Source organism: Bacteroides sp. (genome assembly GCF_019417265.1).
GTDB lineage: Bacteria > Bacteroidota > Bacteroidia > Bacteroidales > Bacteroidaceae > Phocaeicola.
The window spans coordinates 1-20,107 of the sequence record NZ_DXVR01000046.1 but is presented as its reverse complement, the minus strand read 5'-3'; the positions used below and the strand labels follow the sequence as shown (position 1 = coordinate 20,107).

General features: G+C 39.9%; 14 protein-coding genes. 4 read left to right on the top strand and 10 right to left on the bottom strand.

Features of this window, described 5'->3' with window-relative positions; translation table 11 throughout:
* Nucleotides 1-152: 152 nt before the first annotated feature.
* Nucleotides 153-1,289 carry an ATP-binding protein gene (locus QZ379_RS07285; protein WP_291562482.1) on the top strand — a complete coding sequence of 379 codons (1,137 nt, stop codon included), beginning with the start codon at nucleotides 153-155 and terminating at the stop codon, nucleotides 1,287-1,289.
* Nucleotides 1,290-1,439: 150 nt separating this feature from the next.
* On the opposite strand, the gene QZ379_RS07280 is transcribed toward QZ379_RS07285, so the two are convergent.
* The 5 genes from QZ379_RS07280 to QZ379_RS07260 all read right to left on the bottom strand — a co-directional run bounded on the left by QZ379_RS07280 (nucleotide 1,440) and on the right by QZ379_RS07260 (nucleotide 9,945).
* Entirely contained in the window at nucleotides 1,440-4,550 is a 3,111-nt protein-coding gene (locus tag QZ379_RS07280) for a glycoside hydrolase family 2 TIM barrel-domain containing protein (RefSeq protein ID WP_291562479.1), read from the bottom strand.
* Nucleotides 4,551-4,643: 93 nt separating this feature from the next.
* Nucleotides 4,644-5,624 (bottom strand): lytic transglycosylase domain-containing protein, encoded by a 981-nt coding sequence (locus QZ379_RS07275; protein WP_291562476.1) that lies wholly within the window; start codon nucleotides 5,622-5,624, stop codon nucleotides 4,644-4,646.
* A 45-nt stretch (nucleotides 5,625-5,669) separates the two neighbouring features.
* Nucleotides 5,670-6,479, bottom strand: coding sequence for a DUF3108 domain-containing protein (locus QZ379_RS07270; RefSeq protein WP_291562473.1), 810 nt, complete (start codon nucleotides 6,477-6,479; stop codon nucleotides 5,670-5,672).
* On the bottom strand, nucleotides 6,476-8,410 hold the full coding sequence (locus tag QZ379_RS07265) for an Ig-like domain-containing domain (RefSeq protein ID WP_291562470.1): 1,935 nt from the start codon (nucleotides 8,408-8,410) through the stop codon (nucleotides 6,476-6,478). Before QZ379_RS07265 ends, QZ379_RS07270 begins: the two co-directional genes overlap by 4 nt.
* Nucleotides 8,411-8,439: 29 nt before the next feature.
* Nucleotides 8,440-9,945 (bottom strand): GH3 auxin-responsive promoter family protein, encoded by a 1,506-nt coding sequence (locus QZ379_RS07260; protein WP_291562467.1) that lies wholly within the window; start codon nucleotides 9,943-9,945, stop codon nucleotides 8,440-8,442.
* Nucleotides 9,946-10,092: 147 nt separating this feature from the next.
* Between QZ379_RS07260 and QZ379_RS07255 the strand changes: the two genes are divergently transcribed.
* Nucleotides 10,093-11,103 carry an ATP-dependent 6-phosphofructokinase gene (locus QZ379_RS07255; protein WP_291562464.1) on the top strand — a complete coding sequence of 337 codons (1,011 nt, stop codon included), beginning with the start codon at nucleotides 10,093-10,095 and terminating at the stop codon, nucleotides 11,101-11,103.
* 53 nt (nucleotides 11,104-11,156) lie between these two features.
* On the opposite strand, the gene QZ379_RS07250 is transcribed toward QZ379_RS07255, so the two are convergent.
* The 5 genes from QZ379_RS07250 to ruvB all read right to left on the bottom strand — a co-directional run bounded on the left by QZ379_RS07250 (nucleotide 11,157) and on the right by ruvB (nucleotide 16,024).
* Entirely contained in the window at nucleotides 11,157-11,810 is a 654-nt protein-coding gene (locus QZ379_RS07250; RefSeq protein ID WP_366933584.1) for a SusD/RagB family nutrient-binding outer membrane lipoprotein, read from the bottom strand.
* Complete coding sequence (locus QZ379_RS07245; protein WP_291562461.1) at nucleotides 11,759-12,049, bottom strand: hypothetical protein; 291 nt, start codon at nucleotides 12,047-12,049, stop codon at nucleotides 11,759-11,761. The genes QZ379_RS07250 and QZ379_RS07245 overlap by 52 nt, the downstream gene beginning before the upstream one ends.
* A gap of 62 nt (nucleotides 12,050-12,111) precedes the next feature.
* Nucleotides 12,112-13,476, bottom strand: coding sequence for a TIGR00341 family protein (locus QZ379_RS07240; protein ID WP_291562459.1), 1,365 nt, complete (start codon nucleotides 13,474-13,476; stop codon nucleotides 12,112-12,114).
* A gap of 4 nt (nucleotides 13,477-13,480) precedes the next feature.
* On the bottom strand, nucleotides 13,481-14,962 hold the full coding sequence (locus QZ379_RS07235) for an oligosaccharide flippase family protein (protein ID WP_291562456.1): 1,482 nt from the start codon (nucleotides 14,960-14,962) through the stop codon (nucleotides 13,481-13,483).
* A gap of 36 nt (nucleotides 14,963-14,998) precedes the next feature.
* Complete coding sequence (gene ruvB, locus QZ379_RS07230) at nucleotides 14,999-16,024, bottom strand: Holliday junction branch migration DNA helicase RuvB (protein WP_291562453.1); 1,026 nt, start codon at nucleotides 16,022-16,024, stop codon at nucleotides 14,999-15,001.
* A 132-nt stretch (nucleotides 16,025-16,156) separates the two neighbouring features.
* On the opposite strand from ruvB, the gene QZ379_RS07225 reads away from it, so the two are divergent.
* Nucleotides 16,157-17,287, top strand: coding sequence for a site-specific integrase (locus tag QZ379_RS07225; RefSeq protein ID WP_291562450.1), 1,131 nt, complete (start codon nucleotides 16,157-16,159; stop codon nucleotides 17,285-17,287).
* A 193-nt stretch (nucleotides 17,288-17,480) separates the two neighbouring features.
* A complete protein-coding gene (locus QZ379_RS07220) occupies nucleotides 17,481-19,931 on the top strand; it encodes a PL29 family lyase N-terminal domain-containing protein (protein WP_291562447.1) in 2,451 nt (816 codons plus the stop codon).
* The last annotated feature ends 176 nt before the right edge of the window (nucleotides 19,932-20,107 follow it).

The following is a 20,107-nucleotide window of genomic DNA, read 5'->3' as shown; positions in this document are numbered from 1 at the left end:
TTGTGAACTCATAATGTTGGTTTTATGAGTCAACTTTTTTCAGGGTAAGACAAACGTTATTAAATGGTGTTTAAGCAGTATTTAAATGGTGTTTAAACGCCATTATCTAAACATAATTATTATCTTTGCGTAATAATAAATCTATAAGTGTCATGAAGAATCCGTTTGTTACAGGTGGATATGTATCACCAAAGTATTTTTGCGACCGCGAAAAAGAAACTGATAATATCATTTCCCTTCTATCCAACGGGAACAATATCGCTCTAATCTCTCCACGCAGGTTTGGAAAAACAGATTTGATAACTCACTGCTTCAGACAAGAAGGTATCAATGACGAATACCATACTTTCCTTATTGATATTTATGCTACAAAATCGCTATCTGACTTTGTTGCCGTTTTCGGCTCGTCAGTCATTCAAGCTTTACGAAGTAAAGGAAGGGCGGCATGGGAAATGTTTATCGGTATGCTTACATCGGTACGCTCGGAAATTTCGTACGACATGGAGGGAAAGCCTGTATGGAGTATAGGATTGGGGAATATAGAACATCCGGCAACGACATTAGACGAGATTTTCCGTTATCTGAATATGGCAGACAAGCCATGCCTGGTAGCTATTGACGAGTTTCAGCAGATATCAAGATATTCTGACGGAGAGAATGTAGAAGCTGCTTTGCGCACACATATACAAAGATGCAGTAATGCGAGTTTCCTGTTTTCCGGTTCACAAAGGCATCTGATGAACAACATATTTTTATCTCCATCAAAACCTTTCTATCAGTCTGTTACAACAATGAATTTGCAGGCTATCCCTTTGGAGAAGTACAAGGCGTTTTGCATGGAAAAGTTTAGAGAAGGGGGAAAAGAAATCAGCGAAGAAACGGTGACTGAAGTATACGAAAAATGTAATGCTACAACAATGTATATGCAACGCATTATGAATATTCTCTATATGCAGACATCGGAAGGGAAAACGTGCTCTATAGAACAGGTTCAGCCGGCTATAGATTATTTACTTGAGCTGTCATCCGATACTTACGAATCACTATTCGTACAGATACCGGAAAAACAACGGAATCTGCTACTTGCCATTGCTTGGGAACGCAAAGCAAATGAGGTTATGAGCGGAGCATTTGTAAGGAAGCACAGACTACCTTCAGCAAGTTCTGTTTCTGTAGCACTAAAAGGGCTTCTGGAAAAGGATTTTATCACATTTGATAACGGATACTACAGTATTTACGACTTGTTTTTCCAAATGTGGATTGAAAGAAGATTCTTAAAACCACTATAACAAGAACTTCTTCATTTAGCGTTCATTTCGTGTTCACAGGATGTTCATTTGGCGTTCATTAAGCGTTCACTGAGTTTGAGATAATAAAAACATAAAGCCCTCCGAACAAACGATGCTCGGAGGGCTTTATTTATGACATATCAGCTATTGTTATTCAATAACCACAGAATTATCTATAGGAGTCATCACGAATGTAAATTCATAATTACCATAAGATATTCTGTATTTTGGCAATGGGATAGCACCCCAACTATTCTCACAGGCCAAACCTTGCTGAACTTTGTCGATAAGGACGTTTGTAAGGTCGGAAGGCTCGACTTCATTAGAATGACGCTGGTCTTTCTGCACGCCGTCATCAAGCGACTCGATAGTGTAATGCAGTGCTGAAGCAGAGAATGGTGCTTCGGCTACGAACTGCAGACCTTTACCTTCTGCATTCAACATATTCCACCAACGGATGTCTGTCTTTGTTCCGTTTTCCTGCGGACGGATATACGCATAAAACTGCCCTGTAACAGTCTGGTTGTATATGCCGAGGTCTGTGCTGTGGTTACGGTCGATATAGTTCTCTACAGGACCGCGTCCGTAATATGAAATGTTCTCAAATGATGAAGGCATTACAAGCTGCATTCCGAAACGGAACATATCTGAAACCTTTACATCGGCTGCGGCAACCATTCTCTGAGTAACTTTTACTGCTCCTACATTATTAATAGTGTAAGTCAGGAACAGTTTGGCATGGACACTCTTCATTTCGTATTCTGCAGATACCACGACTTGTTCATCTTTTGATTCTTGCTTCAATGAAAGAAGTTTGATTTCAGGATTTCTCCATACAGCATACTTGTTCTGAAGACCTGCACCGTAGTCATTATCGGTTGGGGCACGCCAGAAGTTTGGAGAAAGTTGAGCTCCCTCTTTTATCATCTGAGTTCCGTCAACCATATAGCTGTCCATATAGCCTGTCTTCTTGTCAAACTGTATGTTGAATGTCGCACCTGTCACTTCAATGCAGTTTACATTCGCATCGTTCACTACCGGGGCTACTACGGCCTGATTAGACTCGGCTACATTGTCAAGCTTGATTGCCGGTGCTTCATATCCTTTCACTACGAGCTGGTTCTTTGCCACTACGTGTCCTGCAGGAACGAGGTTCTCACGGTTCTTCTGGATATACTTGACGTTAAGAAGCCATTCTCCACAGTTGCATACCTTGCCTATAGGAAGGTTTATTGCAGCTGTCTGCTGAGGTGCAACTTCAAGGCGGTCTACTACCCCGTTGCGTACCGGCTTACCGTCTTTGAGGAGTTCCCATTCCATGCGATATGCTGAAAGGTCGCGGAAGAAATTCTCATTATATACTTTTACTTCGCCTTTCGACAAGTCACCGGCTGTAGTCCATATATTCTGATAGAAATATCCTACTTCGTACATATGAGGATTAGGTACGCGGTCAGGACTAATCAGACCGTTGTCGCAGAAATTGTTGTCGCTGGCATCAAAACGGTTGAAATCGCCACCGTAAGCGTATATCATCTTACCGTTCTCACCTGTCCAGCGGCATGATTGGTCAACGAAATCCCAAATGAAACCGCCCTGGTATTTAGGATATTTACGGATTAAATCCCAATATTCCTTGAAACCACCTTCAGAGTTACCCATTGCGTGGGCATATTCACACTGTATCAACGGTTTCTGGCTATTTTCGTCGGCTGAGTATTTTTCACATGCGTTATATCTGTAATACATCGGACAGAATATGTCTGTCTTTCCATCTCTACCGGCTCTTTCGTACTGTACCGGACGGCTGGCGTCTTCAGCCTTTACCCAATCGTATGCTGCTTCAAAGTTCGGACCATAACCGGCTTCATTTCCCAATGACCAGAATATGATACTTGGGTGATTGAAATTGCGCTGTACATTTCGTTTATTGCGTTCGAGATGTGCCTTACGGTAAGAATCTACTTTTGCAAGTGTGGTTTCACCATAGCCCATTCCATGAGATTCGATATTAGCCTCAGCTACCATATAGATACCGTATTTGTCGCAAAGTTCATACCAGTATGCATCATCCGGATAGTGACAAGTACGGACAGCGTTGATATTGAATTTCTTCATTATCTGGATATCCTGAAGCATGCGCTCGCGCGAAACGACATAACCTCCGTCCGGGTCCATTTCGTGACGATTAGCTCCCTTGAACAATACAGGCTGACCGTTGACGAGAACCTGTGCGTTCTTGATTTCCACTTTTCTGAATCCTACCTTTACAGGTACTACTTCTGTCACTTTATCACCTTTCTTCACGCAAGCACGCAATGTATAAAGATAAGGAGTTTCTGCAGTCCATTTGTTAGGGTTTTCAACCTCGAATCTTGTCTTGACATCTCCGCTGCCTTTCACTTCTTTGGAAGACACTACTTTGTCCTGTGCATCGAGCAATTCGAAAGTTACATTGTTATTGCCCTTCATGCTGAGAACTACATCAAGTGTTCCGTTCTTATACTCACTGTCAAGGTCCGGAGTGATACGGATATCATCTATACGGCTCTTGTTTCGGGTATAGAGATAGCAGTCACGTCCTACTCCGCTGTAACGGAAGAAGTCCTGGTCTTCAAGATATGTACCGTCGCACCAACGGAATACCTGGAATGCAATGAGGTTCTTCCGGCCCGGTTTCAGATATTTGGTAATGTCAAACTCTGCCTCGAGCTTGCTGTCCTCGCTGTAACCTACAAACTTTCCATTTACCCAAAGATACATGTTTGATGTAACCGAGCCGAAATGAGCGATAATATCCTTACCATTCCAGTCGGCAGGGACTACTATTTCCTTACGGTACGAACCTACATGGTTTTTCTCTACGGGTACATAAGGAGGATTGTTTTTGTACTGGTTGCGCCATGCATAACCTACATTAACGTAGATAGGGTCACCGTATCCGTTCAGTTCCCATACAGCAGGTACCTGGAAATCGGCCCAACCTTTGTCGTTATATCCTACACGGAAGAAATCTGTAGGACGCCGGTCGGCGTTCTCAACCCAGAAGAATTTCCATGTGCCGTTCAAGGTCATGAAGTTTTCCGACTTTTCTTTCAAAGCAGTTTTTGATGCCTCAATATTCTCGTATGCAAAGAAATTTGCATGCATAGGGGCACGGTTTACCTCGTTCACCTGAGGGTTCTGCCATTCCTTAAAGGTTTGGGCAGATGCCGCAAGCGAACATGCGCACACCGTGCTGAATAATAATAGTTTTTTCATGGTAAAAATTTATGTTTTAAAAATTGTTTTTGCAAAAATACATGTAACTCTCTTTGGTTACAGTATATAAAAAGTTCAATTTACTATAAAAAATCAGTCAACGACCCATTTTCTGTCATATGGCAGTGTCAAATCCGGATTATAATTTATTTTTTCATTGTCCGGAAGCATTATGACATACTCTTTACCGTTTTTACATGGAAGTGATGTATCGCGCAACCACGGATTTAGGTTTTTGAGAAGAGCATAGGTTGTTCCCTGACTTTTAGCAAAACGTGCCAAATCAGTAATTGTCTCACTCACTATAACTGTGCGATAATGGATTTGCGGATAAAGGTCGGACGATTTCAGTCTGAAACCAAACATTGTAGGGTCTGTGAATAATATTTTTGCCGCAAAAATACGGTAAATATAGCGTGCTGTTTCTTCTACAAGATAAAGGTCAAGCGTTTCGTCTGTATATTGTCTTTCCTGCTGCTGGGATATTCTTCCCTGACCTGCGTTATAGGATGCTGCTACGTTTATCCAGTCGCCAAACTTATTGTATGCTTCACGCAGATACTTGCAGGCGGCATGTGTCGCTTTTACTATGTGATAACGTTCATCGACATGAGAATTAACTTCAAGTCCATACTCCTTGCCTGTAACAGGCATGAATTGCCATAGTCCTGCTGCGCCGGCACCTGAACGGGCCAACGGGTTGCAAGCGCTCTCAATAGCCATAAGATATTTGAAGTCTTCAGGAATACCGTTTTCTTTCAGGATTGGCACTATGACAGGGAAATATCGGTTTGCACGCTTAATGGTCTGTATGGATGTACTGTGCATAAAAGAAAATGCCATAAGTTCACGGTCCATACGTTCGTGACGGTCATAGCGTGTCAAATCTACAGTATCGCCGCAAAACACTATCCGACGCGGAACACTTACACATGTATATCTGGTATCAGCGGACGAGTTATCATTATTCTCCGAACCTATGTAATAAGCACTTATTAAAAATGGGAATACAGTCAGCAATATCACTACTAACGGTATGCCACGTAACTTTCTGCGCAACGTATTTATCATCATTATGAATTATATCTTTAAAAGCTATATATTAAAAACGAGACCTTTCTACTCTATCTGTGAATCCAAAGGATGCTTGTTTCCTTTAATTTCACTCAGGAATGCCTTAGCTGAGCCGAAATTGAGATACATGTCAAGACGCACAGGCAGATGATTTCTGTCATCGGTAACGTAAAACGTGATAACTTCTTTCTCTTCACCCTTGACATATTCAACGAGAGAGAATACCAGACAACGGAACTTTAAGCCGTTCTCTACCTTGCACGTTTCTTTTCCTCTATATATAAGTGTCTGTTTTTCCACGTCTTTTCCAGTCGCCATGGAAAATAATATCTTATCTCCAGGAACATAATCGGAAGCATCGTAAGAACGTGCCTGAAGAAGTATGCTTAACATATCATAAACACAAACCGACAATTCTTGATGGTCAGGTTCTCTTTTTTTACCATTTACCGATCTTGACTGATCTACAATACATTTACCGTTACGATAACTGAACGTTACATCATCAACACTATATCTTTTCCCTTCTGCAGCCCCTTTGCGGAAATATAACGGAACAAGATCGGTGGATGTGATACATGTCAGTGTGTCACGCATTCTGAAAAATATATCTATCCTCTTGTTTGTATAAGATTCAAGGTCGGTTTTCAGACATGATCTTCCGTTATACATTACAGAATCAACCGTCATTTTAGCCCATCCGGCATTTATCCAGATGAATTTCCAGTTAAACTTAAGTTCATACGACAATTCTTCGCCCGGCTTAATGGCATCATTATATGCCCCGCATTGTGCCCTGGTTCCTGTTACAGCAAACAAGGCAATCAAAAAAGAAAAGAATATTTTTTTCATCATGATGTCAATCCTAATTTTTTAGCTCGTTCCTTATTTCTGTCTTTTATCTTTTTAGCCTCTTCCGGCTTTTGTTTCTTTATTTCATCAAGTTTTTGTCTGTCAAGAGGGACAGCCTTAACATCCCAGTCTTCCTCGAACTCGAAGTTTGCTTTCATTTCCCATACTTTTGGGAAATAATATACTTCTTCCGGCTGGATTTTCTTATCATATACGCCTGTATCCCATTTTCCGTTGTTATTGGAATCTATATACATTCTTATATAATATTTCGTATTAGGCTGAAGGAAATAGAAATCGCACGTATTGCTTTCCTTTAATTTCTGTTCCCTTACTACAGCATCACCGGAGTTCAAAAGCTGTACTACGGCATTGCCTTCCACACCTTTTATATTTAAATAAAGTGTTCCGTACTCCTCAAGGGTCTTTATCTTGACGGTATTTTCCACCTTGTTGGTATGCAGACCATATATGCTTTTAATTGCAGTAGAATCTATTCTCAAACGGTATTCATTGCCCGGTTTCCAGTCGCTGAGGATATAATATCTGCGTGGAACCACACTATCAGAAACAAACACAAAGCGTTCCTCGTTCCAAAGTGTATCTACCTTGACATCTACATGTATGGCTGCAGTATCAATACTCTGTACCGGTTCCTCAAAACTTATACAGATATTGCGGTTTATGTCCATGGAAGAAGGCGCATCAACGTTCATCTTGAAGAACACTGTTTCGACAACATTCAGCGTATCGCCTTTCTTTCTTCTCTTCTTCATCTCCTTTTCCTTCTTTTCCATTTCCTCCTTAGCCATAGCAAGACGTTTTTCCTTGCTAAGCTTATTCATCATATATAATGTATCTCTTTTAGGTACGAGATTTCCAAGAGTATCTGTGTACAGATAATCCAACTGAAGGGTAAGGGTATCTCTTTCGCAAAGCACTGTATCCTTTATCCAGTATCTGATGGTATCATTTTTCAATGATGATTCTATTATGAATGCATCCTTCTCATCAAAATCAAGTCCGGTTACGGTTGGCAGAGTATCGGCTTTCGCGCTGAAATAGAGGGAGAAACGATTAAGCTGTTCTCTTTCGCTTTTTGCAAGATATTGCATTGTGGTTTCTTCCTTGAATGCTCTGAGAATTATATCATCGGGCATGAAATGAGTGTAATGCACTGTCTTGACTGTATCAATTTTAAGAGTGTCTATGGCATTCCAAGTAGTGTCCTGCCTGGTGGCCGGTTCCATAGAAGGTATAATAAGAGAATCGGAATATGCTATTATCTCTGTCTTCGAATCGAAAAGATAATTCTGATTTCCATCCTTAAGGGCGTAAATACGGTATTTACCGGGAGCGACACCCTTGATAGAGAAACGTCCGCGACTGTCGGTACGCGATATTCTGTCAAACGGAAGTTTCGTAAAAGCTGTGTCATTTAGATTTTTATGCAGACCGACCTGAATACCTTTTATAGGTTCCAAGTCCTGAGCATTGAGCACAGTTCCGGCGACCTCCATAGTATCGATGGTTTCACCGGTAGAAAATGCATAAGAAAAGTTTCCCATCGGATTACCCTCATTATTGTCAACAATCGCATCGCCAAAGTCTATGGTATAAGTAGTATTCGCTCTAAGAGTATCGAAAAACTCTACGAGCACTCGTTTTCCACTTGCCTTAACCTCAGGCATTTCAGTCTGGGGAGGAGAGATTATGACCTTTTCAGCAGCATTTTCTATCTTTATAAACTCATCAAACTCAATAGCTATCTTCTTACGGGTATTGCCTGTGGAATTAGGATCCGGTGTGGCACGTACGAACTTAGGAGGAGTTTCATCATATGGTCCACCGTCCGGAGTTCCGGTACTGGCACATGCATATAATATCAGAATTATGACTGCAAACGGTAAGATATGTAGTGATGAGAATTTCATTTTCTGTTATAGATAGTTTTTTGTTTATATTATTCGTTCAGTTTCAACATGCTTTCAATGTGTTCGCGGTTATTGCTAAGACGTGGAACCTTGTGCTGGCCTCCTAATTTACCTTTTTGCTTGAGCCAGTCATGAAAGAGATTCGGACGTGCCGTAATGATTTCCAGTTCCTGAAGGGTTATATCCTTATGTCTTTTTGCTTCATAATCGGAGTTTATGCTCTGTAATGCCTTATCGAGGACATGACGGAAATGTTCTACTGAATCAGGCATCTTGCTGAACTCTATAAGCCACTGATGGCGACACTTGGCATTAGAATCCATGAAAACAGGTGCTGCTGAATATTCTAAGACTTGTGCTCCTGTTTCGCGGCATGCTATCTGCAGTCCCTTTTCGGCATTGTCCACCATTAATTCTTCGCCAAAAGCATTGATAAAATGTTTGGTACGGCCGGTTATAACGAATTTATAAGGGTTCTTTTGCGTGAATTTCACTGTATCACCGATGATATATCTCCACAAGCCGCATGACGTACTGATTACCATGGCGTAATTCTTTCCTACTTCCACATCCCATAACGGAACGATTGAAGGATTCTCGTTTTCAAACTCATCCAACGGAATAAATTCATAGAATACATCATAGTCTATCATCAACAGCATAGCCGGATCGGACAATGAACTCTGAAGACCGAAAAATCCTTCGCTGGCATTATAGGTTTCCATATAATGCATTTTCGGTGAGGCTATCAGGCTTTTATATTGTTCTCTATAAGGTGTGAAGCATACGCCGCCATGGAAAAAGACTTCCAAGTTAGGCCAGACCTCATCAAGTGTAGAGGCACCTGTTTTCTCAAGTATCTTCTTTATTACTGCCAGCATCCATGAAGGCACACCGGATATGTTGGTAATATTCTTGTGTATAGTAGATGAAGCTATTTTCTCAACCTTTTCCTCAAATTCGCTCAGCAAAGCTATTTCTTTGCTTGGGACACGAATCATATTAACCAAAGGATTGACATTCTGAATAAGTATGGCCGACAGGTCGCCTACCAGACTGTCCTTTACATTATAATTAGGAGAATGACTACCTCCGAGAATCAGACCTTTGCCTGAAAAGAAGCTACTCTTCGGATTCTCGCCAAGATATAATGCCACTGCATCAATACCTCCACGATAATGAATATTCTTTAGGCCATCAGGCGAAACCGGAATAAACTTGCTCTTGTCGTTTGTAGTCCCTGAAGATTTGGCATACCATTTAACAGCACCGTGCCATAATACATTTTTTTCACCATGGCGCATGCGGTCTACATAATCCTTTACATCTTCATATGTCTGTATAGGGAGTTTCTGGAATCCTGAATAACCATTAATGGCATTAAAATTGTATTTCTTACCCCACTCTGTATCGGACGCGGCAGATATCAGTTTTTTCAGGACTTTATTCTGAATTTCTTCTGCATGTGCAGAATATCTTTCTATTTGTTTCCTACGCGGTGCAAATATTCTGTCAATCAATTGGGTTGAGTTCATATTGATTACATTTTTTTTCAAATTCTTATTATTGCAAAGGTAGGTTTTTTCTCTTTATATATATGATTGACATGATTATTTTTTTATTAAAAACGAGTAAATCTTGTTTTTTTAATAACTTTACATCACAATTAAATTTCTTGGCTTATGAAAATAGGAATATTGACATCCGGTGGAGACTGTCCGGGTATTAACGCAACTATACGAGGAGTGTGTAAAAGCGCACTAAACCATTACGGAATGGAAGTTTATGGTATTCATAACGGTTTCAGAGGATTGATGGACGGACATATAAACAGGCTTACTGAAGAATCCATTTCCGGATTACTTACATTGGGCGGAACTATATTAGGGACTTCAAGGGAAAAGCCATTCAAGAAAGCTTCCGCAACGTTAAATAACGACAAGCCTTCATTAATTCTTAAAACGCTGAAAGATTACGGAATAGACTGCCTTGTATGCATAGGTGGAAACGGTACACAGAAGACTGCAGCCAAACTTATGGAAGTGGGAGTAAACGTTGTAAGTATTCCAAAGACCATAGACAACGATGTGTGGGGAACGGATATTTCATTCGGATTTGACTCAGCTGTTTCAATAGCTGCAGATGCGATAGACAGGCTGCATTCAACGGCCAGTTCTCATCAAAGAGTAATGGTTATCGAGGTTATGGGACATAAAGCCGGATGGTTGGCACTTTACTCCGGTATGGCCGGAGGTGGCGACATTATACTAATGCCTGAGATTCCTTTCGACATTCATAAAATAGGAGATACAATCATAAACAGACTGAAAAAAGGAAAGCCATATTCTATTGTAGTCGTGGCCGAAGGTATAAACACTCCTGAAGGAAAGAAAGCTGCCCAGTATATAGCAGAAGAAATAGAATATGAAACGGGGTTTGAAACACGCGAAACAGTACTCGGATATATACAGAGAGGAGGCAGCCCTACAGCTTTCGACAGAAACTTAGCTACACTCATGGGCGGACATGCCGTGGAGCTTATCTCAAACGGACAATACGGAAGGATGGTTGCATTGCAAGGAAACAGAATAGACTCTATTCCTATTTCAGAAACAGCCGGAAAACTGCGATTGGTGACAGAAGACCATGAATTGGTTGTACAGGGAAGACGAATGGGAATCTGTTTCGGATAAGAAAACAGAAACCGGCTCTGTGAATATCAGAACCGGTTTTTATTTTTGTTTTTCTATTTAGCCCAGAATAACTTGGTATAATATGTATCTTCAGCCTGTACATCCTTATAATACGGATTATAGTCCATTTCTGTAGTAGGATATTTCCATCGGGTAGGCACATTAGGAATTGTACCTGCTACTTCCGGAAATACAAGACCAGAAGGATAACCTGTGCGACGAATATCACTCCATGCCTCTCTACCGGCTGTAATGGCGAAATGCAACCATTTCTGGGTTATTATGGCATCCTGCTTATTTTCGTATTTCGTATCGGTCCATTTTGCTTCTGCAAAAGAATTTATCTCTTCCTCAGTAGGAGCCTCATATTTTCTGGAATTCTCGCCAGTACTTATTGAGTCGTAATAATAGTACAGACTTATAGACTGACTGACTGCTTTAATAAATTCTTCTTTTGCCTTATCTTCGTCTGCCGCAACTCCATAACTCATATGATATGCTTCAGCTTTAAGGAAATGGATTTCAGGGGATGCCATAATCAGCATATCAAACTTGTCGTTCTCCCAAAAGAATCCTTTCTGAGTAATCTGTGAAAATCCGGTATTGCCATAAGCATCCGTAGCCTGGGAATTATAATATTCAGTAGCTTCGTCAGCTACAGTAAGGTCAGTTCCGAGATATCTGTTTTCATCTTTGGCCCGGAATATTTATTTGTAATACTTATAGGATTATAATATAGAAGTATTCTTGGGTCGTCTGTACCTTTTACATATAACCCTGTATTCTGATTGTCATTATCATCCATATCATAATTACCGTTAGAAAGCATCCTGTCTATCACCGCGCCTGAAGCCTGTCTGTTCGTAACCCAGTCGCCAAGTCCTTGTCCGGCGGTAAAATTTAACTGTCCGGATTCCTGATTTACAATAAATGGTGTATCTGACACACCATAATCCCAATAAAAGGATTATGATTTTTACTAAGAATATTAAACCATTTGACAAAATTTTATTTCTCCATTACAATAAGTTCAAGCTTCTTTGCATTGGTACGTGTCTTGAGCCAGTCAGACATTCGTTTCTTATCAGTAGCGGACGGTTTCTTGGCACACTGCAATATGGCGAATGTAAGCGTATCCGGTTTAAGACTGTCCATTTCAAGACGGATGCTGCGTGAAAGTGCTACAGACTTAATTCCATTACCAAACAAGGCCTTCATCTCTCCTGCCAATCTGCTGTCAGCCTGTCCACTGCGGGTATAAAGTTCCAACAGAGTTTTTAGAGAATCAATCTCATGCTGCTGTTGAGCCAATTTCTGTTCGCTCTTCTTATAGAAATCCTCCATCACCATCGACTTGATATTGCTGATATCCATCTCGCCGTTGTTCACTCCCTGGAAGATTGTAAGCTTCGTATTCTTCAGATTATATTTCTCTAATTTACGTTCAGCCAATGCTATCTGTTCTTCCGAAACCTCATTGCCGACCATTACCACCTTTATCTCGCGTTTATGATAAGATATCTCACGGCTAAGAATCTGTGAATTAGGGAACTGAAGTTCTTCAGTAATATAGTCGTTTGCAGCACTATGATAGAATGTTTCCTTCACTATACCGTATGTTAGATAAATGGCAGGACACATAGTCACAAGGGCTATGGCAATTATGTACTTACGCACAAGTTTCTCGCGGTTCTTATCAACAAACTCCTTGTGTCTGAACTTCATAAACCGTACCCCAAGGAAAGTGGCAAGACTTATGAACACTGAGTTGATAAAATAGAGATAGAAAGCTCCCAGGAAATAAAGCAGATTGCCTGTAGCCAATCCAAATCCGGCAGTACAGAGCGGCGGCATCAATGCTGTAGCAATGGCCACACCAGGTATTACGTTTCCCTTCTCCTTTGTAGCCACAGCCACTATACCGGCAAGACCACCAACCAGGGCTATGAATACGTCGTAGATAGTAGGCGAAGTACGTGCCAACAATTCCGATTGCACCTCGTCAAGCGGAGTAAAGGCAAAATATATCGTAGCGGTAGTTACACTGAACACAGTTGCTATGAAATAACTCTTCAGAGAGCGTTTCATAAGTTCGAAATCGTTGATACCGATAGCAAGTCCCACACCCATGATAGGTCCCATAAGCGGAGAAATCAGCATGGCACCAATGATTACGGCAGTAGAATTGACATTCAGTCCAAGAGAGGCTATGAACGTGGCAAACACAAGAATCCACAGATTCGCTCCACGGAATTCCACTCCATTGCGGATGCTTTCAACCGTGAGTTGCTCATCCTCCATGCTTTTGTTCAAGTCCAGATAATCATCGTAAAACTTTCTTATCAGGTACTTCTTTCTGTTGTTCAGTTCCATACTACTATTTCTTTATAAATCGGTTAATAACAGGGATACTTCTCAAAGGTAAGTCTTTTCTTATGATATATGCAACATATAGCACAAGTAATAATGTACGGAAAGCAATACGCAACACTGTATTTTCAGGATAAATGTATATTGATGCCACATAAAGCACTGCCGCAAAAACCAGATAGACGAACATATCCTTTATAGGATAAGCCACAGGATATTTCTTCTGACCAATAAAATAAGACAGAACAGTGATAAGTCCGTAACCGGCCACCGATGCCCATGCCGAAGCCAGGTATCCGTATTCAGGTACAAGCCAGATATTAAGTATAAGTATCACCGCACATCCTATAAGAGAGAAATATGCTCCCCAACGTGTTTCGTCAATCAGCTTATACCAGAAAGAAAGATTAAAATAAATTCCTTTCAGTATCTCAGCTCCCATTACTATGGCAACCACACTAAGGCCTTCCCAATAGTCCGGAGCTACCATATATTTCAGGATGTCCATATAGAACATAACAGCCAGAAACGCCAGCAATGAGAAAATAAAGAAATACTTCATGGCTCCGGCGTAGGATGACGTGCTGTCCTTCTTATTGCTGTTGCCAAACACAAAAGGCTCGTAGGCATATCTGAAAGCCTGGGTGAACATAGCCATAATCATTGCTACCTTGCTTGTGGCACTATAGATACCAAGCTGCACAAGTCCTTCCTGACGGTCGTCATATAGGAAGGGATATATCATCTTGTCAACAGTCTGGTTCAATATTCCCACTACTCCGAATATCAGTATCGGAAACGAATAGCTTAACATACGTTTCTGAAGTGCGAAATCCGGCTTGAAAGTCAGCTGTCTCAGTTCCGGGATAAAGAAAAGCATCTGTGCTGCCGACATTATCAGATTTGACACGAATATGTAGCCCACCAGATAGTCCGGATTATAGAACCATGAAACCAATGAAGGCGCATGTTCGTTCAGCCATGGACAGAGAAGAAGGAAAAAGAGATTCAGAACTATATTGCCAATGATATTGAAAAGCTTGATTGACGCAAATTTTATAGGCCTTTTCTTATATCTGAGCCATGCGAAAGGAATACAAAGAAACGAATCGAGAGCCACTACTACCATCATCATTCCTACATAGTCCTTATGGTCGGGATATTCAAGGAATTGCGATATAGGCTCCAGAAATATCAGACCGAGAATGACGAAAAGCAAAGAAAGTCCACCCACGAAAAGCGATGTATTAGAGAATACCTTTACAGGGTCCTCTTCCGACTTGTTTGCAAATCGAAAAAAACCTGTCTCCATACCGAAAGTAAGGAACACAAGTATAAGTGCCGTATATGCATATACATTTGACACTACTCCGTAGCCCCCCGACTCTGCCGAAAGGACTGCCGTATATAGCGGAACGAGCAGATAGTTGAGGAAACGTCCTACTATACTGCTCAGTCCGTAGATTGCTGTATCTTTAACTAATGACACGTTGGTAATTAATAATTAAAAATTAATAATTAAGAGCTAATCAAAAAGCGTTTTTTCCTGTTGCCAGATGCTCCTACCAAGATGTTTGTATGCCAACTCTGTAACTTCACGACCACGCGGAGTACGTTTCAGGAAACCTTCCTTTATAAGGAAAGGCTCATATACTTCCTCCAATGTACCGGGGTCTTCACCCAAAGCAGTGGCAATGGTAGTAAGCCCTACAGGTCCCCCATTGAACTTGTCGATAATAGTACAAAGAATCTTGTTGTCTATCTCATCGAGTCCATAGCGGTCGATGTTCAGAGCTTCAAGAGCATATTTGGCTATTTTCAAATCAATATGTCCGTCTCCTTTCACCTGAGCAAAATCACGCACTCGTCGGAGCAAGGCATTCGCTATACGAGGTGTTCCTCGGCTTCTTGACGCAATCTCACCGGCCGCCTCCTCATCGCATGTCACCCTGAGAATACCGGCCGAACGCATGATGATACGTGACAGAACATTCTCATCGTAATACTCTAAGTGAAGATTTATACCGAATCTGGCCCTAAGCGGTGCAGTAAGCAATCCGCTGCGTGTAGTAGCACCTACAAGAGTAAAAGGATTCAAATCAAGCTGTATGCTTCGTGCCGACGGTCCCTTGTCTATCATTATATCTATACGATAATCCTCCATAGCAGAATACAGGAACTCCTCAACTACCGGACTCAGACGATGTATCTCGTCGATAAACAACACATCATTAGGTTCCAGACTTGTCAGTACACCGGCCAAATCGCCCGGCTTGTCAAGTACAGGCCCTGAAGTAACCTTGAAACCCACTCCAAGCTCGTTGGCTATGATATTACTCAATGTAGTCTTTCCCAATCCCGGAGGTCCGTGAAGCAGCACATGGTCCAGAGCCTCAGCCCTGAGCCTTGCAGCCTTCACGAAGATACGCAGATTATCGACCACCTTGTCCTGTCCGCTGAAATCCTCGAACTGTAGCGGACGTAAAGCGTTTTCAAAGTCACGTTCCTTTCCCGTAGGCTTATAATCTCTTATATCAAACTGATCTTCCATATAATATTGTAAAATACAAATGCAAAAGTACAAAAGAAAATCATGATAAGAGCATATTTAAGCCAAAATAGGATAAACAGAAGAAATGTAATGTATTTTTGAAATAATCTTTTAACTATAATATTTATAATTATGGGAATTACATTATTTAAAAGGAAACTTAAAAATGGGCGTACTTCGCTTTATGTCAACTACAGCACAAATGGTAAAAGGAGAAAAGAGTCATTGGGGATTATATTGGAAGTACCCAAAGACAAGGCAATACGTGAGTCTAATAATGAAAAACTAAGGATAGCAAAATGCATAGTATTACAACGCGAACTATCTTATCTGCAGAACAATTATAAAACATATTTGCCGTCTGTTCTTTCAGAAACAGAATCCGAGAAGAGTTCTGAAACAGAAGTACATGTAAATCTGCTCGAAAGCTTCAATGAATATATAGCCCAATATTCCAATAAAGACATAAGGCTAGTAAAAGCCGCAAAAGTACAACTGAGAGAATACATCAATTCAGACATTCTATTGCCTGTGCATGTTACAAATTCTTTTTGTCTTGGTTTTCAGAAATTTTTGAACAGCAAATACAAAGGAAATACACCTGCGCATTATTTTAAGAAATTCAAGATGTTTCTGGGATATTGTATAGAAAAAAATTATATAGAAATTAATCCAGCCTCTAACATACGTACTCCACAACATAACGTCATAACGAAGAATATACTGACACCAGAAGAAATAAGCAAGATGGCTTATACAGCATGCAAATCTCCGGAATTAAAAAGAGCTTTTCTCTTTGCCTGTTACAGCGGTTTACGCTGGAGCGATGTGGTTAATCTAAAGATGTCCGACATTGATTATGAGTCACGCATATTGACAATAACCCAACAGAAAGTATCAAAAAGTTCATCGTGCGCTGTATTACATTTGTATTTATGTAATAGCGCTATAAGGCTGCTCAACAACAATGGCCAAGCACAGCACGGCGAAGAGAAAGTTTTTTCTTTACCATCACACACTTATGCCCTAAAAATCCTTAAGGATTGGATATCTGAAGCCGGAATAAAAAAACATATAACGTTCCATTGTGCCCGTCATACATTTGTAACATTATTAATATCAAACGGAGTTGATATCAAAACGGTCTCATCACTAGCCGGACATTCTACCACCAGGCATACGGAAGCATATATGCATGTTATAGATAAAAACAAGAAAAAAGCCATTGACAGTATGCCTGAGCTGCCTGACTATATTTTATGATATGCCGATTGTGCAATATAATTTAAGTTGATGTTCAGTAGCCGTCCGGGCTATTTTTTAACAATGTGGAAAATATGTTTTTCATCAATACCCCTTGTTAATGAATTTCATTTCACTTAATACTTCAATGCCGTAATTGATTAAATAAGAATAACTTGATTATTTTTAATTTATAAATTAAAGTTTTTTTATCATGAGAAAAAAGTATTTAAGTGCACTTCTGTTTGGAACTATGATTGCAGTTTCAACAGGAACTTTTACATCTTGTAAGGATTATGATGATGAAATCTCAAATCTTCAGGAGCAAGTAGATGCAATAAAAGCTTCTGTGGCAGATTTGGAGAGTAAGATTCAGTCTGGAAACTGGGTTACATCTTTGAAAGATGTTGATGGTGGTTTTGAAATCACTTTTAATGATGGTAGTAAATATACTATTGTAAACGGGGAAACTGGAGCAACAGGAGCGGCAGGAACACAATGGACTATAGAAAATGGTTATTGGGTGCTTGATGGTGTACCTACAGAATACCCTGTTACAGGTCCTAAAGGTGACAAAGGAGAACAAGGTGACAAAGGAGATGCTGGATATTCACCTACAATAAATCCTCAGACTAGAACATGGATGGTTTGGAGCGAAGAAGAAGGTAAAGCTGTAGATAGCGGTATAGTTGCCAATACTTCTATTTACGTAGTAGAAAGCATTGACAAACCATGCTATACTCTCTATGTTTTGGAAAAAGATACTGAAGGAAACAATTTATCCGACTTTGCAGAAATTATTCTCCCTACATCTTCACAAATTGCCGATTTGAAACTAATGAATATTGATAACGGCAAGATACAAGAAGGTGCAGCAGAGTTGAAATACTATTACGGTGCAGTCCCATCAGGTAGTGATATAGAATTTGATGGTGATACTTATGAAGAGAACCAAACTCTATACAGCCATGTGACTCGCTCAGTAATATATGCGCAAATTAACCCTGCAGATGTTAACTTCGCTGATCCTGAGATAGGCTATAAGTTCCAGCTTCTAAATTCACATGGAGAATCTTCATATGATATAAAAGCTTTTGAACAGTATTCTACAGAAAATCCTTTGTCAAGGGCAGCTAAAGTTAATAAAGGCATATATAAATTGACAGTAGGCGAAAATATTAATACAACAGGTGATGCATATGCATTATCAACAAAAGATGCTTACGGCAACGAAATTATTTCTGCCTATGATTTAACCATAGCAAGTGTGAAAGTAACAAACCAAGCATTAAAGGACGGTGAAGTTTCACTTGATGTAAATAAAACACACAATTTGTATGACGTTGCATTGGATGAGACAAATAATTCTTCTGTTGGTGAATACAATACTCTTGATGATGTTGCCGCCTATTATTTTACAATTCCAAACGGAACAAATAATGTAGAATTAAATGGAGATAATATCAAATCAACGAAAGCACAAACTGTAGATGTAACTGTGCATTATTTAACACTACAAGGAGAAGAAAAAAACAATACACTTACCATTAACTTCCACACTATCGTTGATTTAGGAACTATAAACGTAGCTCTTGACGCAAACATAGCTCGCGAAAGTGCTGGACCAACTTATCCTGAAATTGTAAAATATCTCAATGCAGAAAGTGTTAGCCAGATAATTTCAGACAATGGAATTACAGCTACCTCTAGTGAAACTGAATATGATGTTTATTATACTAGTTCCGGCATAAGTGGAATAGAATATAAACTCATCAAAATGAAACAAGATGATGCGGATAATGAACTAAAGAATGGTAACTTCTACATAATGGCTACTATCTCACCTGAATCAGTAGATGATACTAACCACGAAAGCGAATTTGAATTAAAATCTGCCGGTGTTAGCTACGCAATCTGCAATCTGAACATCAATGTGGTTAGAAACGATGATATCTTCACATATTTCAAGAAATCATTATGGTTCGAAGAAGGTTCATGGGACGCTGTTGCATATGGTACGCCAAATAGTAGCAAAGTTGGGGTTGATTTATTTAATCTCTTTGCAGAAAACGTAAATGGAACACCTGTAGAAATAACAGCAATAGAACAAGAACACTTCAAGTTCGCAGACAAAGCCACAGTAGATTCATGGACTCCATCTGCAGTGATAAACAATCATAACTTAAGCATTGCAAACAGCCAAATGTACAAAACACATACATTGACTGCAAACTATTATCCTTGGGGAAATGAAAACTTGACACCAATAAGTCAAGAATTTACCCTGACATTCAAGTCCCCATTCCGCGAGGCTGAGAAGAAGCAGGCTAAAGAAATTGTATTTACTTCATTGAGTCAAGAAGAAACAATCTCCAATGCAGATTTTGAATGGATTGATCCTCGTTCAAAAGAAAAATTTAGCTGGAGTAGTAATAGTGAAGTTTCGTCAATGACTCTAAGCTTATCAGATGAATTATTCTTATATGTAGGATTTGGTGCGACTAGTAAGGACTATGCGAACCTAAAAGATACGGCTGCAAAACTAAAATTCAAACAAGGAGTAACTATGCCTGTTTCAACAATTGAGGGCATAATGACCCTTACTGTTACAGATGCTTGGGGAGTTAAAACAACTCAAGAAGTAAAAGTTGTATTACAACCTTAATTGCGTCAGATAGAATGCGTATGTATGAACTAGAATAAACCCAGTTTTAGTTTTTCCATACCATATTAATTTAAAAATTAAAGTGCGTCCACATATTGGGCGCACTTTTTTTATTAAAAAGTCTCTATATAAAGTTATAAAAATATATTCCAATATAATGCTTAGAAGTTATATAT

Excerpts from the sequence above, each read along its gene's own strand:
- QZ379_RS07285 (WP_291562482.1), top strand. The coding sequence starts at position 153 with ATGAAGAATCCGTTTGTTACAGGTGGATATGTATCACCAAAGTATTTT.
- QZ379_RS07280 (WP_291562479.1), bottom strand. The coding sequence starts at position 4,550 with ATGAAAAAACTATTATTATTCAGCACGGTGTGCGCATGTTCGCTTGCG.
- QZ379_RS07275 (WP_291562476.1), bottom strand. The coding sequence starts at position 5,624 with ATGATGATAAATACGTTGCGCAGAAAGTTACGTGGCATACCGTTAGTA.
- QZ379_RS07270 (WP_291562473.1), bottom strand. The coding sequence starts at position 6,479 with ATGATGAAAAAAATATTCTTTTCTTTTTTGATTGCCTTGTTTGCTGTA.
- QZ379_RS07265 (WP_291562470.1), bottom strand. The coding sequence starts at position 8,410 with ATGAAATTCTCATCACTACATATCTTACCGTTTGCAGTCATAATTCTG.
- QZ379_RS07260 (WP_291562467.1), bottom strand. The coding sequence starts at position 9,945 with ATGAACTCAACCCAATTGATTGACAGAATATTTGCACCGCGTAGGAAA.
- QZ379_RS07255 (WP_291562464.1), top strand. The coding sequence starts at position 10,093 with ATGAAAATAGGAATATTGACATCCGGTGGAGACTGTCCGGGTATTAAC.
- QZ379_RS07240 (WP_291562459.1), bottom strand. The coding sequence starts at position 13,476 with ATGGAACTGAACAACAGAAAGAAGTACCTGATAAGAAAGTTTTACGAT.
- ruvB (WP_291562453.1), bottom strand. The coding sequence starts at position 16,024 with ATGGAAGATCAGTTTGATATAAGAGATTATAAGCCTACGGGAAAGGAA.
- QZ379_RS07225 (WP_291562450.1), top strand. The coding sequence starts at position 16,157 with ATGGGAATTACATTATTTAAAAGGAAACTTAAAAATGGGCGTACTTCG.
- QZ379_RS07220 (WP_291562447.1), top strand. The coding sequence starts at position 17,481 with ATGAGAAAAAAGTATTTAAGTGCACTTCTGTTTGGAACTATGATTGCA.